This is a genomic window from Methylobacterium sp. GXS13 (assembly GCF_001455965.1).
GTDB lineage: Bacteria > Pseudomonadota > Alphaproteobacteria > Rhizobiales > Beijerinckiaceae > Methylobacterium.
This window is the reverse complement of the sequence record NZ_LKKO01000058.1, coordinates 102,395-117,537: the sequence shown is the minus strand read 5'-3', so window position 1 is coordinate 117,537 and position 15,143 is coordinate 102,395. Positions and strand designations below refer to the sequence as shown.

Annotated in this window: 12 protein-coding genes; 6 read left to right on the top strand and 6 right to left on the bottom strand. The window is 69.5% G+C overall.

Annotated elements, in window-relative coordinates; genetic code table 11:
* Positions 1 to 18 precede the first annotated feature (18 nt).
* The 4 genes from fliF to AO398_RS20360 form a co-directional block, all read right to left on the bottom strand.
* Positions 19 to 1,644, bottom strand: a complete 1,626-nt coding sequence (fliF, locus tag AO398_RS20375; RefSeq protein ID WP_058194012.1) for a flagellar basal-body MS-ring/collar protein FliF — start codon at positions 1,642 to 1,644, stop codon at positions 19 to 21.
* A 208-nt stretch (positions 1,645 to 1,852) separates the two neighbouring features.
* Positions 1,853 to 2,128: a DUF1153 domain-containing protein gene (locus AO398_RS20370; RefSeq protein WP_007569077.1), complete on the bottom strand. Its 276-nt coding sequence runs from the start codon at positions 2,126 to 2,128 to the stop codon at positions 1,853 to 1,855.
* A 91-nt stretch (positions 2,129 to 2,219) separates the two neighbouring features.
* Positions 2,220 to 2,903, bottom strand: a complete 684-nt coding sequence (locus AO398_RS20365; RefSeq protein WP_058194011.1) for a flagellar hook capping FlgD N-terminal domain-containing protein — start codon at positions 2,901 to 2,903, stop codon at positions 2,220 to 2,222.
* A gap of 72 nt (positions 2,904 to 2,975) precedes the next feature.
* Complete coding sequence (locus tag AO398_RS20360) at positions 2,976 to 4,604, bottom strand: flagellar hook-length control protein FliK (protein WP_058194010.1); 1,629 nt, start codon at positions 4,602 to 4,604, stop codon at positions 2,976 to 2,978.
* A gap of 598 nt (positions 4,605 to 5,202) precedes the next feature.
* Here AO398_RS20360 and mnmA point away from each other — a divergent pair.
* From mnmA to AO398_RS20335, 5 genes are all read left to right on the top strand, one after another.
* The gene (gene mnmA, locus AO398_RS20355) at positions 5,203 to 6,357 is read left to right on the top strand and encodes a tRNA 2-thiouridine(34) synthase MnmA (RefSeq protein ID WP_058194009.1); all 1,155 of its coding nucleotides are present in this window, start codon (positions 5,203 to 5,205) and stop codon (positions 6,355 to 6,357) included.
* A gap of 25 nt (positions 6,358 to 6,382) precedes the next feature.
* Positions 6,383 to 7,036, top strand: coding sequence for a class I SAM-dependent methyltransferase (locus AO398_RS20350; RefSeq protein ID WP_058194008.1), 654 nt, complete (start codon positions 6,383 to 6,385; stop codon positions 7,034 to 7,036).
* Complete coding sequence (locus AO398_RS20345) at positions 7,033 to 7,815, top strand: VTT domain-containing protein (protein WP_058194007.1); 783 nt, start codon at positions 7,033 to 7,035, stop codon at positions 7,813 to 7,815. The genes AO398_RS20350 and AO398_RS20345 overlap by 4 nt, the downstream gene beginning before the upstream one ends.
* A gap of 275 nt (positions 7,816 to 8,090) precedes the next feature.
* On the top strand, positions 8,091 to 9,224 hold the full coding sequence (locus AO398_RS20340; protein WP_082643370.1) for an HWE histidine kinase domain-containing protein: 1,134 nt from the start codon (positions 8,091 to 8,093) through the stop codon (positions 9,222 to 9,224).
* Positions 9,225 to 9,704: 480 nt separating this feature from the next.
* Entirely contained in the window at positions 9,705 to 11,171 is a 1,467-nt protein-coding gene (locus tag AO398_RS20335; RefSeq protein ID WP_058194005.1) for a HAMP domain-containing sensor histidine kinase, read from the top strand.
* A gap of 4 nt (positions 11,172 to 11,175) precedes the next feature.
* On the opposite strand, the gene bioB is transcribed toward AO398_RS20335, so the two are convergent.
* Positions 11,176 to 12,177 carry a biotin synthase BioB gene (bioB, locus tag AO398_RS20330; protein ID WP_058194004.1) on the bottom strand — a complete coding sequence of 334 codons (1,002 nt, stop codon included), beginning with the start codon at positions 12,175 to 12,177 and terminating at the stop codon, positions 11,176 to 11,178.
* 82 nt (positions 12,178 to 12,259) lie between these two features.
* The gene (locus AO398_RS20325; protein WP_058194003.1) at positions 12,260 to 13,144 is read right to left on the bottom strand and encodes a fumarylacetoacetate hydrolase family protein; all 885 of its coding nucleotides are present in this window, start codon (positions 13,142 to 13,144) and stop codon (positions 12,260 to 12,262) included.
* A 433-nt stretch (positions 13,145 to 13,577) separates the two neighbouring features.
* Between AO398_RS20325 and AO398_RS20320 the strand changes: the two genes are divergently transcribed.
* Positions 13,578 to 14,870 carry an OmpP1/FadL family transporter gene (locus AO398_RS20320; protein ID WP_244498832.1) on the top strand — a complete coding sequence of 431 codons (1,293 nt, stop codon included), beginning with the start codon at positions 13,578 to 13,580 and terminating at the stop codon, positions 14,868 to 14,870.
* Positions 14,871 to 15,143 lie beyond the last annotated feature (273 nt).

Sequence of the window (15,143 nt, the reverse complement as noted above, 5' to 3'; positions counted from 1 at the left end):
TTCCCGATCCTCGACGCGCTACTCTTCCTGGATCCAACCGCGCAGCACCTCGACCGTCTCGGTCGGGCTGGCCCGGACCATGTCGACGACGCGCTGCACGGTATCGGCCTGGATCTGGCCGTTGATCTTGGCGAACTCCATCAGCCGGGAGGTCGGGCTGTCGCGCTCGATCATGGTGACCGTGGCACCCGCGGCGGCGGCGGCCGCTGCCTCGGCGAGGGTCGCAGGCCCCGCCAGGGCGGGGGCGGCCGGCACCGGGGCCAGCACCTGCCGGACCAGCGGGCGCACCACGGTGAGGAGGACGATCAGGGTCAGCAGCGCCAGCACGGACAGCTCGGCCATGCGCAGCACGTCCTCCTTGGTCGGCGCCAGCAGCGATTGGATCAGGCTCGGCTCGCTGAACTGGGGCACGCTCGGTGCCTCGGCGAAACGCAGGTTCACCACCTCGAGCTGATCGCCGCGGGCCTTGTCCAAGCCGACCGCGCTGCGGACCAGGGCGGTGATCCGCTCGATCTCGGCCGGCGGCCGGGGGCTGTACGTCTGCTTGCCGTCGGGGGCGGTGGCGTAGACGCCGTCGACCACCACGGCGACCGACAGGCGCTTGATCCGGCCACCTTCGGCGATCTCGGTCTTGGTGACCTTCGAGATCTCGTAATTGGTGGTCTCTTCGTTCTTGTTGGTGGCGTCCTTCGGGGCCGGAGGCTTGTCGCCGCCATTGGCGCCCGGCAGCTCGTTGCCGACCGTGACCTGGCCGTCGGCATTACCGGTGACGGCCGATTCGGTGCGCGTCTGGGCGGACCGCACGACCTTGCTCTCCGGGTCGAAGGTCTCGGAGCGGCTCTCGATCCGGTTGAGGTCCAGCTCGGCATTGACCTGAACGCGCGCCCGGCCCGGGCCGACGATGCCGGCCACCACATCCTCGATCTGGCCGCGCAGGCGCCGCTCCATCCCGAGCTGCCGGTCCTCCAAGGCGCTGGCGGCGTTGGAATCGGCATCCTTGGCGCCGTCGGCCAGCAGCCGGCCGCGCTCGTCGACGATCGAGACCCGCTCGGGCTTCAGGCCTTCCACGGCGGAGGCCGCGAGATGGCGGATCGCCCGGACCTGCCCGGCATCGAGCTCGCCCATCAGCTTCAGCACGATGGCGGCGCTCGGGCTCTCGCGGTCGCGCTCGAACAGGCGCCGCTCCGGCAGGACCAAGTGGACGCGGGCGGCCTGGACCCGGCCGATCGCCCGGATCGAGCGGGCAAGCTCGCCCTCCAGGGCGCGCAGGTGGTTCACGTTCTGAACGAAGTTGGTGGACGAGAACGCGTCGCCCTTGTCGAAGATCTCGTAGCCGACCCCGCCCTGGACCGGCAGGCCCTTGCCGGCGAGGTCCATGCGCAGGCGGGGGAGGTCGGCCCGGGGTGCCATGATGGTCTGGCCGGTATCGCCCCTCGATTCGTAGCGGATGCCGCGGCTGTCGAGCTCGCGGATCACGGCGGCCGAATCCTGCATCGACAGGTCGGAGAACAGCACGCCCATGTCGGGGCGCGAGACCCGCAGGATAATGAAGGCGAAGAAGCCGATGAGGGTCAGCGTCACCGCCGCCATGGCGGCGATCCGGGCCGGTCCAAGCTTGGAGACGAGATCGAGAACCGGCTTCACGGGATGGTTCGCTGCACTCTAACGCTGGCGGCGCCCGACGGCCCGCCCGGCAGAAATTGCCCAGCCCCTGGTTAGCGAGGCGTTAATGCCGGGGGCCGTACGGGCGTTAAACCGGCCCCCGGAACGAAACGAAGCCGCATCCGGGGTTCGGAGGCGGCTTCGGAAAGGGTCTTTGCGGGGCACGGACCGCCTGGAGCGCGATCCCGGTTCAGTGCCGGTAGTGCTGGATCCGGGTCGTCCGCAGTCCGGCTAGGCCGTGCTGGTCGATGGAGAACTGCCAGCTCAGGAATTCCTCGGTGGTCAAGGTGTAGCGCTTGCACGCCTCCTCGAGACTGAGGAGGCCACCGCGCACGGCGGCTACGACCTCTGCCTTGCGCCGGATCACCCAACGGCGGGTGCTCGGCGGCGGAAGATCCGCGATGGTCAGAGGACTGCCGTCTGGCCCGATCACGTATTTGACTCTCGGGCGGCTGGGTTCGGTCATGATACGCTCTACACTCGACTGACCTGTCGAGCGTTGAAGGTACTTGCGTCCGCTTAAGAGATGTTGAAGCGGATCACTCGGATATGATTCGTCAGGAGCCACTTGTGGACAACCCTATGCTTTGGACGCTGCTGAGCGGAACTTTCTGAGAGCCGATCATCAGGACCGGTGCCGTGCCGCTGAGGTCGACCGAGTCCACCGTCCCATTCAGCTGGGTGTCCACGGCCACGTTCGTCCCGGTGGCGTCGGAGGCCGAGACCTTGATCGCGTAGGTGCCGTCCGGTGCGGTCAGTCCTGCCGACGTCTTGCCGTTCCAGGAATAGGTTTGACTGCCGGCGGTGAGTGACGTGCTCTGTGTCGCCACGACGTTGTTCTTGGAATCGAGGATCGTCACCACCGCCTTGGAGGCCGCCCGGGCCGGGGTCAGCGTCCAGGATGCCGAGCCGTTGGAGAGCTGGGACGAGCTGCCGTCCGCCGTGATGCTCTTGCCGATATAGCTCGTGGCCGAGGCGGAGCTCGCCGATTTCGAGGCGGTCAGGATGCTGTCGAGGCGATCATTGGATTTGAGCTGCTGCTCGACGCCCGCGAACTGGACCAGCTGCTGCGTGAATTGGTTCGTGTCCATTGGGTCGAGCGGATTCTGGTTCTTGAGCTGCGTGGTCAGCAGCGTCAGGAACTGCGTGAAGTTGCTGGCGATCTCGCTGGCGTTGCCGGTCGCGGTGCCGCTCGACGCTGTGGATGACGTGTTGGTAACGCTGGATATGCCGGAGGTCATGCGGCTCGCTCCCGTGGCGCGTCGGGGCGAAACGCCGGGACGCGGGATGTTTCGATGTGGTCGCGCATCGCGCTAGATCCGGATGTCGAGGCCGCCGTAGCCGCGCAGCCAACGCGTCGGGACGGTCTCCTGGGTCGCCTCGGCCCGATCCTGCGCCCAGGCGGCCTGCCCGCCCCGGGGCGCCTCGCCCTGGCCGCCGCCAGCGCCGCCCTGTGCGTTGCCGTCGCTGCGCAGAGACAGGTTGAGCCCGCCGGCGGACGGATCGAGCCCGGCCTGGGACAGGGCCTGCTGCAACTGGCCGGCATCGCGCTGGAGCATGGCCAGCGTCTCGGGCCGCTCGACCACGAGGTGGGTCGTCACGGTACCGCGGGCCTTGTCGATCGCGAGCTTCACGTCGATCCGCCCGAGCTCGGCCGGATCGAGCCGGATCTGGAACTCGCTCGATCCGGCGAGCGAGCGCAGCCCGATGGTCATCGGCACCTGGCCGATCGGCACCGGCGGATCCACCGGGGCCTGCGCCTGGGTCGGGGTCGGCGCGGCGGCCTGCGTCGCCCCGGTCGTCGCCCCGGCCACCTGCGGGGCGAGGGGGGACAGATCCGGACCGCCCTGGGGGAGGGCGGGTGTGGCGAGCGGTGCCTGCAGGCCGGCGGCTGTGCCCTGGCCGCCGCCCTGGCCGGCATCGGCCAAGGCGGTCAAGAAGTCCTGGCCGGCGGACGCGCCCGAAGGCGCTTCCGTTCCCGCAGCTTCGCCCGCACCGGGTTTCACGGCCTCGACCGGGCTGGCGCCCTGGCCCGCCGCCGGCTGCGCCGTCTGCCCCGCGAGGGCTTTGGCCCCCGACACGTTGGGGCCGGCTTTCGCAAGGGCTGCATCCGCCCGGGCGCCCGCCGCCTGCGACGGCCCCGTCGCCGAACTCGCAAGCCCGGTGCCGGCGCTGCCCGAGCCGACCGCTCCGGTCGCCGGGACCTCCGCGGCCTCGCCACCGGCCGCGGCACCGTCGGCCAGGAGGGGGGCGCCCTTGATCAGATCGGCCAGCAGCGCCTGAACCGGTCCCGGCACGGTCGGGCTCGCCGGCTGAGGGGGGGCCTGTGGCGGTACCTCGCTCGGCGCCGTCTCGGCCTGCGCGGCTTCGGTCGCCGGGGGATCGGCTGTCGCCGGGCCAGTCTGGGCGTTGGTGGCCGTTGGCGCGTCGGGTAGGGTCTCCGGCGCGGGCGTGGCGGCCGTGTCGGAGGCCGGCTGCGCTTTCGGATCCGTATCCCGGCTCGTTCCGGCGGGGACGGGATCCGAGGCTGTCGCCGGGGCCCGAGCGTCGGCACGAGCCGTCGGTTTGGTCGGCCCCGTATCGGCAGGCGCCGTCTTTTGAGCCGGCGCGGGAGGCTCCGGCGGCTTCGGGAGATGGCTGGGTCTGGGCTCCGGCCGGGTGGCGGCGCGCGCTTTGGCGGTATCGACCGCATCCCGGGCGCGCTCCGTGGCCGTCCGGGCGGCGTCGGCCTGGTGACGCTGAATCGCGTCGCGGGCGCGGCTCGCCGCCGCGTCATCGCGGACCTGCGCCGCGCTCAGGGCCGCACCGAACCGATCCTGCGACGAGTCGCCGGCCCGGGCGGCAACGCCCGCCGCATCCCAGCTCGATCGCGCGTTCGACGCCGTGCGGCCGGATGGAATCCACCCGGTGACATCCAACCGATCCGCTGCACCGCTCGCCATGCTGGGCTCCTCTGGATGGGATCGAGCAAGGGTCAGGCCATTGGTGCTGTCGGATAAACAGCTGATCGATAACGGTTTTTGCCGCGACGCTGCCGATTGCAGGGGCGTGCCCGGGTCTGAAGCTGCCGCACGCCCGGCAGCATTTGCCGGGTAGGGCAGGCCGGAGGGATACCCGCGACGCCCTCCCGCCGCTGCGGGCGAGCAGATCCATATATCGGCTTCGTTCTCTGACAAGCTTTTGAAACGCAACGCGTTTCCCCGCCCCGCAAGGGGGAGGAGCGCGCGGCGTGCCTCTCCGAGGACGATGCGTGAATCCGCTGGCCGCTGCGGGGGAGGGTGGCCCCGAAGGGGGGTCGTGCCAGGGGAGCGACGGTGCAGAATACGGCTGTGATCGTCACGTCCGCTCTGCCTCATTCGGACGTCCTTCGAACCGCCGTCCATGCCGCTGCGGGCCGCGCGGCCCACGCCCCGCACCGAGCACGCGCAAACCGGCTCGCCCCGGTCAGACAAACCCCGCCCTGGAAAGCCGACCCGAGTCCCGCTATAGACGGACCGTGCAGCCGTGACGCCTTTCAGCCGGCGGCGGCGGACCCCTGTGATGAACGCCCTCGACCTTCCCAAGCCAGCCCACGAGACGCGCGTCGTCGTCGCCATGTCGGGCGGCGTCGATTCCTCCGTGGTCGCGGGGCTTCTGAAGCGGCAGGGCTTCGACGTGGTCGGCGTGACGCTCCAGCTCTACGATCACGGCGCCGCGACCCATCGCAAGGGCGCCTGCTGCGCCGGGCAGGACATCAACGACGCGCGGGCGGCCGCCGAGCATCTCGCCATCCCGCATTACGTCCTCGATTACGAAGACCGGTTCCGTGACGCGGTGATCGAGAAATTCGCCGAGAGCTACCTCGCGGGCGAGACGCCGATTCCCTGCGTCGAGTGCAATCGCACGGTGAAGTTCCGCGATCTTCTCGGCCTCGCCCGGGATCTCGACGCCGACGCCCTGGCCACCGGCCATTATGTGGCGAGCCGCGCCCTGTCGGGCGGCGGCCGGGCGCTGCACCGCGCCCTCGATCCGGCCCGGGACCAGAGCTACTTCCTCTACGCGACGACGGCCGAGCAGCTCGCCTTCCTGCGCTTTCCCCTGGGCGAGATGTCCAAGATCGAGACCCGGGCGCTCGCCAAGGATCTCGGCCTGTCGCTCGCCGAGAAGCCGGACAGCCAGGACATCTGCTTCGTGCCGCAGGGTCGCTACAGTGATGTGATCGCCCGCCTGCGCCCGGATGCGGCCCGGCCCGGCGAGATCGTCGACCTCGCCGGCCACGTCCTCGGCCGGCACGAGGGCATCGTCCACTATACGGTCGGCCAGCGACGGGGCCTCGGCGTGGCGGGCTCCGAACCGCTCTACGTCGTGCGCCTGGAGCCGGATACCGCCCGGGTCGTGGTCGGACCGCGCACCGCCCTGGCGACGACGCGGATCCGCCTCTCGGACCTCAACTGGCTGGGTGAGGGCCCGGCCGAGTCGGTCCGCGACCTGCCCGTGGCGGTCCGGGTCCGCTCGACCCGGCCGCCGCGTCCGGCGACGCTCACCATCGGGCCGGACGGTACCGCCGAGGTGGTGCTGGCCGAGCCCGAGGACGGCGTATCGCCGGGCCAGGCCTGTGCGATCTACGGCGACGACGGCCCCCGCGCCCGGGTGCTGGGCGGCGGCACCATACGCAGGGTCGATGCGTTGTCGGCCCGGCCCCGCGAAGCGGCCTGATCTCAATCTCTGGATAATCTGAACGATGCTGAGCGAGCCGCAGATGGCCGGGCCGAGCACGGCCCTGATGCGTAAGGCCTATGCCCGCTGGGCCCCCGTCTATGACGTGGTCTACGACAAGCTCACCGAGCCGGCGGCCCGCGCCGCGGTGGAGGCCGCGGCCGAGCACGGCCCGCGGATCCTGGAGGCCGGCGGGGGCACCGGGCTGGCGCTCGGCTATTACCCCAAGGCGAGCTTCGTTTGCGGAGTCGACCTCTCCGAGGACATGCTCAAGCGCGCCCGCGCCAAGGTGAAGCGCCGGAACCTCGCCCATGTGAAGGGCCTGCAGGTGATGGATGTCTGCCACCTCGGCTACGCCGATGCGAGCTTCGACGCAGTGGTGGCGCAGTTCCTGATCACCCTGGTGCCCGATCCCGAGGCCGCGATGTCGGAGTTCCTGCGGGTGGTCCGCCCCGGCGGCGGCATCGTGCTCGCCAACCATTTCGGCCAGAGCGACGGTCCCCTGGCCCGGGTCGAGGAGGTCGTGGCGCCGCTCTGCACCAAGATCGGCTGGTCATCGGACTTCAAGGCGACCCGGATCGAGGCCTGGGCCCGGCGCAACGGCGTCGAGGTGTTGGGCCTGAAGCCGACCTTCCCGGGCGGTTTCTTCAAGATCCTGCGGATGCGCAAGCCCGGGTGAGCGAGGCCGGGCGCGCGTCCGTCCCCGAGGGACGCTGGAAGCGGCTGCTGCGCTGGCTGCCGCTGGTGCTGCTCCTGGGCATCTCGGCGGTGGTATTGGTCTCCGGGGTCGCGCAGCTGCTGAGCCTCGACCGGCTGCTCGCGTCGCGGGCCTGGCTGCATGGCTTTGTCGAAGCCGGCTACGGGCGTGCCCTTGTGGTGGCCTACCTGGTCTACGTCGCCTCCGTTGTCGTCTCGGTGCCGGCCACGCTGATCCTGACCATGATCTGCGGCTTCCTGTTCGGGATCGTCCCGGGGGCGCTGACCGCGGTCTGCGCCGCCACCACGGGGGCGGCGATCGTTTTCGCCATCGGCAAAGGCCCCGGCGCCGATCTGCTGCGGCGAGTGGGCGGGACGCGTCTCGCGGCGTTCACGGAGGGGTTCCGGCGCGACGCCTTCGGGTACATCGTGGTGATGCGGTTGCTGCCGCTGTTCCCGTTCTGGATGACCAACCTCGCCCCCGCCGCCTGCGGGGTGAAGATGCGGGTCTTCGTGCTGGCGACCTTCCTGGGTCTGCTGCCGGGGGCCCTGGTCTACGCGACCACCGGGGCGGGGATCGACGACGTGGTCGCCGCGCACGAGACCGCCAAGGCCGCCTGCCTGGCCTCGGGCGTGGTCGGCTGCGGCTACGCCCTGACCCTGCGAGCGCTGATCACGCCCAAGATGGTGGCGGGGCTGGCGATGCTCGCCGTGTTCGCGCTGGGGAGCGTGTTCCTGAGCCGGCGGCTACGGCGAGCCTGATCGGGCTACGGTCGGAGCGTGCGGCGCCCCGCGCCGGCATCGCGCGCCCACCAAAGCACTGCGTTGTCGCGGTTTTGATTTCCCGCCCGCCCGTTCCCAGCTTGCAGCTGTATCCGGGCGGATATCATCATCCCTGGATTGTCGCGGCCGCCTTGATGTTCTGAGTGACCCGTCGAAGATGTGTCGGCGCGTGAGTTTCACCTTTTGCGGAAGGCCGGGCTGCCGGGTATAGGGTCAAGACATCGTTCCCACGGCCACACGGATATCCGCCACTCTTGTCGTCATCGATTGACCCACTGTGTGTCGAGGAAAGCCGGCGGTCCGCATCTCTCCATGCGTACGAGCTGCTCGATGCACCGCGTGAGCAGGACTTCGACGACATTGCTCACATGGCCTCGCGGATCTGCGGGACGCCCATGGCTGTCGTGAACCTCGTCGATACGCACCGGCAGTTCTTTCTGGCCGAAGTCGGGCTCGGGGTGCGCGAAACGCCCCTCGAAACCTCTTTCTGCGGTCATGCGATCCTCGAAGACGACGTCCTGGTCATTCCCGACGCCCAGCGGGATCCGCGCTTCGACGGCAATCCGCTCATTCATGGGACGCCGGGCCTGCGCTTTTACGCCGGCGCCGTGCTGAAAACCCCCGATGGCGAGGCCATCGGAACGATGTGCGTGCTCGATACCAAGCCACGCCATCTCAGCGAGCAGCAGATCGACATGCTCCGCTTCCTGGCCCGCCAGGCGATGACCCAGATGGAACTGCGGCGCTCCATCGCGACCCGTGATCGCCTTCTGGCTGAGGCCCGTGCCGCCGAGGCGCGCCGGCGGGATCTGGTGCAGGAAATGGCGCACCGGATGAAGAACCTGCTCTCCATGGTCCAGGCCATTGCGACGCAGACCCTCCGCCAATCGGCCACGATGGAGGATGGGCGTCAGGCGATCGCACAGCGTCTGGCGGCCTTGGCCCGGGCTCAAGATATTCTCACCCAGGCGGACCACGAAGCGGCAAACGTCTGCGCGGTGGTCGCCGCCACGATCGAACCCCATCAGACCCGTGACGGCCGCATTCGTTTGGACGGTCCTGATACGCTCCTGACCTCGCAACAGGCGCTCGGGCTTTCGCTCGCCATCCATGAGCTCGCGACGAACGCCGCGAAATACGGTGCCCTGTCGAATGAGGACGGCACCATCGATGTCGCCTGGACCAGCGACGATGAGGCGTTCGTTTTCGACTGGATCGAGCGCGGTGGTCCCGCGGTTCTCGCGCCGCAGCGACGGGGGTTCGGCTCGAAGCTGATCGAGCGGATCGTGGCGTCATACTTCAATGGCGAAGGTCGCATCGATTTCGCCCCGACCGGCATACAGTTCAAGCTGGTCGGAAGAGCAGACCATGGCGCGCTGAGCCGCTAGAGTCGTTCCCGACCGCGTTGCCATTGGGCTCACCACTGAAAGCCTCACGCAAAACGCCTTCCGCCCCGTCGTTTGGAGAGGGTGGCGTCCGGTGATCGGCCGTTGTGTGCGGTGTTCAGCGGCCCTGAGCGAACGCACGCGTTTGCCCAAGACCGGTCGGTCCCTGTGAAGAGGCCTGCGTCACGGTCTGGGACCCGAGGAAGGCCGATCACGGACGCGGCCCGGTAAAGCGCGATTCGGATCTCCGCGGCCTCGCCATGACGGTGCAGGGCAGTCCGCTCCGCATTCGCGGCTGGGGACGGATTTCGCAGGTGCTCCAGGATACATGCAACTCCGGCCCCCCCGTGCTCGTATAGTGCGCACGGGAACGCACCTGCCTTCCCGCCTTCGAGATGATGGCGTCACCACCATGTCCTGCGCGAAGGCCGCACACGGCTCGAGCTTCCACGATTTCCGCGCCACCGCCGATCTCCGTTCGCGATGCCGGCCCGGAGTGTGATGGGCGTGGCCGTTGAATCCGACGCGGTCGCGGCCCCGGCGGCCGCTGGGGTGCGCGAGCTGTTCGAGCGGCGCCCGGCGCGGCTCGGCCTGTCCGGGCGGCTGTTCCTCGTCACCGTCGCCTTCGTGGTGGTGGCCGAGGTGCTGACCTACGTGCCGGCGGTAGCCAATTATCGAATCGAGTGGATGGCCGACCGGGTCGCGGCCGCGCAGGTCGCCGCCCTGGTCCTCGACGGTCGCACCGGCGAGCCGGTCTCGGAGGCGCTGGAAAGCCGGCTGCTCGCCGGGGTCAACGCCCGGGCGATCGCGGTGCGCGGCGGCGGCGCCCAGCGGCTGCTCGCCATCGAGCCGGTGCCCGAAACGGTCTCCGACACCGTCGACCTGCGCGACGTCTCCGCCCTGTCGACCATCCGGGGTGCCTGGCGGACCCTGGTCGCGCCGGACCGCGACCCGATCCGGGTGATCGGGGAGGGGGGCATCGGCTTCGACCGGGTCGAGATCCTGCTCGACGAGGCGCCGTTGCGCGCCGCCATGGTCGACTACGCGTTGCGGCTGCTGGTCTCGTCGCTGATCATCGCGGCCTCCGCGGCCGGACTGGTCTTCGTGGTGCTGCAGGTGCTGATCGTGCGCCCGGTCCGGCGGCTTGCCACCAGCATCACCGCCTTTGCCGAGAATCCGGAGGATGCCGGCCGGATCATCGCGCCGTCCCGCCGCCGCGACGAGATCGGCCAGGCGGAGCTGGCCCTCGGGCGGATGCAACGGATTCTCGCCGACCAGCTTCGCCAGAAACGGCGGCTCGCCGAGCTCGGACTCGCGGTGAGCAAGGTCAGCCACGAGCTGCGCAACCTGCTGACCGGCGCGCAACTCCTGGGCGACCGGCTGGAGGATACCGCCGACCCGATGGTCCAGCGGGTGGCACCGCGGCTGGTGGCGGCCATCGCCCGGGCGATCCGGTTCTGCGAAGCGAGTCTGGCGTACGGGCGTGTCTCCGAACGCGCGCCGAAGTTAAGCGCCACGCCGTTGGCGCCGCTCTTCGCCGAATTGCCGGATCTCGCCGCCCTCGCGTCGCATCCCGTGCGCGTGACCGTGAGCGCCGCCGAGTGCCAAGTGCAGGCCGATCCGGAGCAGCTCGCCCGGGCGCTGGCCAACTTGGTCCGCAACGCCGTCCAGGCGCTCGATGGCGCTGCCGTTCCGGACGCCGAGGTCCGCGGGGCCGCCCGCCGCGACGAGCCCGGCCGGGTGACCATCCTGGTGACCGACAACGGCCCCGGCCTGCCGACACGGGCGCGGGAGAACCTGTTCTCGCCGTTCCAGGGCTCGACGCGGTCCGGCGGCACCGGGCTCGGCCTGCCGATCGCCGCCGAGCTCATCGAGATCAATGGCGGAAGCCTGACCCTCGATCCGGGGGAAGGCGGGGCCCGGTTCCGGATCGTGCTGGCGGAGACCTGACGCGCTACTCCGCCGCGGCGAGCACCGGCTCGGCGACTCGCATGCCGAGATCCTGAAGCAGGGCGGCGTCGAAATCCTCTTCGTTGTTGGCGGTGGTGAGCAGGCGCTCGCCGTAGAAGATCGAGTTGGCCCCGGCGAGGAAGCACAGGGCCTGCGCCTCCCGGCTCAGGGACTTGCGTCCGGCGCTCAGGCGCACCCGGGCCTTGGGCATGACGATGCGGGCGGTGGCGCACATCCGCACCATGTCGAACGGATCGACTGGCATGGCCGTGTCGCCCAGCGGGGTTCCGGGAACGGCGGCCAGCGCGTTGATCGGCACGCTCTCCGGATGCGGCGCGTGGTTGGCCAGCACGTGGAGCATCGCGACACGGTCGCCCACCCCCTCGCCGAGGCCGATGATCCCACCGCAACAGACGCCGATCCCGGCTTCGCGCACCCGCTCCAGGGTGTCCAGGCGATCCGCGTAGGTCCGGGTCGAGACGATCTTGTCGTAATAGTCCGGCCCGGTATCGAGATTGTGGTTGTAGGCGGTGAGCCCCGCCTCTGCCAGGCGCTCGGCCTGGCTGGCGGTCAGCATGCCCAGGGTGACGCAGGCCTCCATGCCGAGGCCACGCACGCCCCGCACCATGTCGAGGACGGAGTCGAACTCCGCCCCGTCCCGCGGGCTGCGCCAAGCCGCACCCATGCAGAACCGGGTCGCGCCGTTGGCCTTGGCGGCGGCGGCTTCGGCCAGCACCGTCTCCACCGGCATCAGGCGCTGGCGCGGCAGGCCGGTGCCCTTGTGGTGGGCCGATTGCGAGCAATAACCGCAATCCTCCGGGCAGGCGCCCGTCTTGATCGAGAGCAGGCTCGCACGCTGAACGTCGCTCGGATCGTTGTACGCCCGATGCACGCCGGCGGCCCGATAGACCAGGTCGAGCAGCGGCAGATCATGGATCGCGCGGATCTCGGCCACGCTCCAGTCGTGGCGGAAATCGGAGGCGTGCGGATCGGCGGCTTGGCTCATGATGTCTTCTTCAGCGGGATCGGTAGCCAAAATCAAGCGCCCTGCGGGCCGCCGTCATCCGGTGCGGCGGCGCCGCCGCGGCTCAGTGCGTCGACTCGCCGGCCGAGACCTTGGCGGTCCAGTCGTCAAAGGCGATCACCGGCTGGCGCTGCTCACCCAGGTGCTCGATGCGCAGGACCATCTCGTCGCCGGCCTTCAAATAGCGCGGCGGCTTCATGCCCAGGCCGACCCCGGGCGGGGTGCCGGTGGTGATCACGTCTCCGGGCTCCAGCAGCATGAAGTGCGAGGCGTAGGCGACGAGCTGCGGCACGTCGAAAATCATGGTCGCGGTCGAGCCGGTCTGGCGGCGCTCGCCGTTCACGTCGAGGCTCATGGCGAGGTTCTTGAGGTCGGGGATCTCGTCCAGCGTCACCAGCCAGGGGCCCAGGGGCCCGAAGGTCGGCGCGCTCTTGCCCTTGGTCCAGGTCGGCCCCCGGTCCATCTGCCACTCGCGCTCGGAGACGTCATTGCAGATGCAGGCACCGGCCACATAGCTCAGCGCCTCGTTGGCGTGGACGTAGCTGGCGCGGCGGCCGATCACCACGGCGAGCTCGACCTCCCAGTCGGTCTTGGCCGAACCCTTGGGGATGATCACCGTGTCGTTCGGCCCGCACAGGCTGGATGGTGCCTTGTTGAAGATGATCGGCTCGCTCGGGATCGGTGAGCCGGTCTCGGCGGCGTGGTCGGCGAAGTTGAGACCGATGGCGATGACGTTGCGGGTGCCGCCGACGCAGGGGCCGAGTCGCACGTCCGGCGGCAGCTTCGGCAACGTCTCCGGATCAAGGGCGCGCAGCCGAGCCAGGGATTCGGGCGCCAGAGCCGGGCCGGCAATGTCGCGCACGATGCTCGACAGATCACGCAAGCCCCCCTGCGCATCCACGAGACCGGGCTTCTCGACGCCGCTCGGGCCGTGCCGGAAGAGCTTCATCGCCGCGACTCCTCATCCTTCCCTGGTACCGGTCTACGCCGGGCGCCGGGACCATGGCCGTGCATCGTCGCCGGTGCAAGCGCATCCAGGGATCGGCCGCGCTGGCGGGGTGTCGCAACTCGGCAACAGCATGGCAAAAAAGTGCCTATTCAGCTGCTGACGGATTTATTGTTCATTACTCAAACTGGATGGAAAATAGCGATCTGTTCTTCGGAAGATCAGATTTCCGCGCGATCACACAAAATATAGATCCATCAAGATTGACGATAGATCAATGGGAGCCGCGCCACTTGGAATAGAAAACATCGTTGCGGTCGACCGGTGGAAGTCGGCACCATGCTGGCAACGGCGCCGGACCGGTACGCAAGGTCGAATCAGGGCGCGGGCAAACCAGCCGGTTCGGGGGGAGTCGATGAGCGGGACAATGCGCGCGATGGCGCTCGCAGCTTCTGTGGCGGCCTTCGGCGCCGGGGACGCCAGGGCCGGAGCGTTCGGCATCCGGGAACAGAGCACGCAGGCCCAGGGCCTGTCCTTCGCGGGTGTGGCCGCCGGCTCCGGCGGCGTCTCGTCGATGTTCTGGAATCCCGCGACCATCACGATGAACCCCGGCTTCGTCGCGGAGCAGAACCTCACCTATATCGGCCTCTCCTCCGAAATCCGGACTGCGCCCGGCACCAATCCCGGCTTCGCGAACCTGGGCAATTCCGGCGATATCGGGCAGGGCGCCGTGGTGCCCGCGGGGGCGACCTCCTACCAACTCAACGACCGCCTGTGGCTCGGCCTCTCCACCGGGGCGCCCTTCGGCCTCGTGACCAAGCCGAACCAGGTCTGGGCCGGCGAGGTCTACGGGCGCTCGTCCCGTATCTTCACCCTGGCGTTCAACCCGGTGATCGGGTTCAAGGTCAACGAATGGCTGTCGCTCGCCGCCGGCCCGAACATCGAGTATTTCCGGCTGACCTTGCGGCAGGCCCTGCCGATCCCCGGGATCTCGCCGACCCTGTATCCGAGCTCGTTCCTGAAGGGCGAATCCTGGGGCGTCGGCTTCACGGCGGGTGCCACACTGACGCCCCGCGACGGGACCGTGATCGGCATCGGCTACCGCTCGTCGGTGCACCACGACATCGACGGGTCGATCGGCGTGCCGCTGGTGGCCCTGGCGCCGCTGGCCGGGCAGGTCCGCGCCAAGCTCAACACCCCGGATAAGCTCAGTGTCGGCCTGGTCCAGGCGATCTCCCCGGTCGCCCGGTTCGATCTCGGCTTCGAGTGGGATCAGTGGTCGCGCCTCGGGACGATCGGGATCGTGTCGAACCGCCTCGGCCTGCCGGTCAACAACCTGCCGCTGAACTACAAGGACGGCTACACGTACGCGATCGGCGCCGAATACGATGCCGCGCCCAACCTGACCCTGCGGACCGGCTTCGCCTACGAATCCTCGCCGATCGATTTCCGCAACCGCTCGGTGCGCCTGCCTGACGGTAACCGCTACATCGCGTCCGTCGGTGCGAGCTACCGCTGGAACGAGCGCCTGACCCTCAACCTGGCCTATTCTCACTTCTTTCTCGACCGCTCCCGCGTGCTCGCGGGGATCGGGCGCGACTACAACGTCAGCAACATCGCGTTCGCGGGTGTGGTCGATTCGAGCGCCGACATCGTCTCGGTGGGCTTCCGCTACGTGTTCGGTGCCCCGCCCCCGGCCGCCCCGGCGCCGCTGGTGCGGAAGTATTGAGGGGCGGCTGTTCACCGCTCCCAAGGGGCGGTGTTCAGACATCACGGGATGCAACGCGGGTTCCCTCTCCCCGCACGCGGGGAGAGGCCCGCACTGACCTTGTCGTCGATGCGGGAAGCGGAGGCGAAGCCGGAGCGGCGGTGAGGGGGCGGCTCAGGGTGAGGCGCGCGTTCTGAACCGCCCCCTCACCCTTGGCTGCCGCCTCGCCGCGACGACGACGAGATCGTCGCGGCCCTCTCCCCGCAAGCGGGGCGAGGGGATCACGGCTCGCAC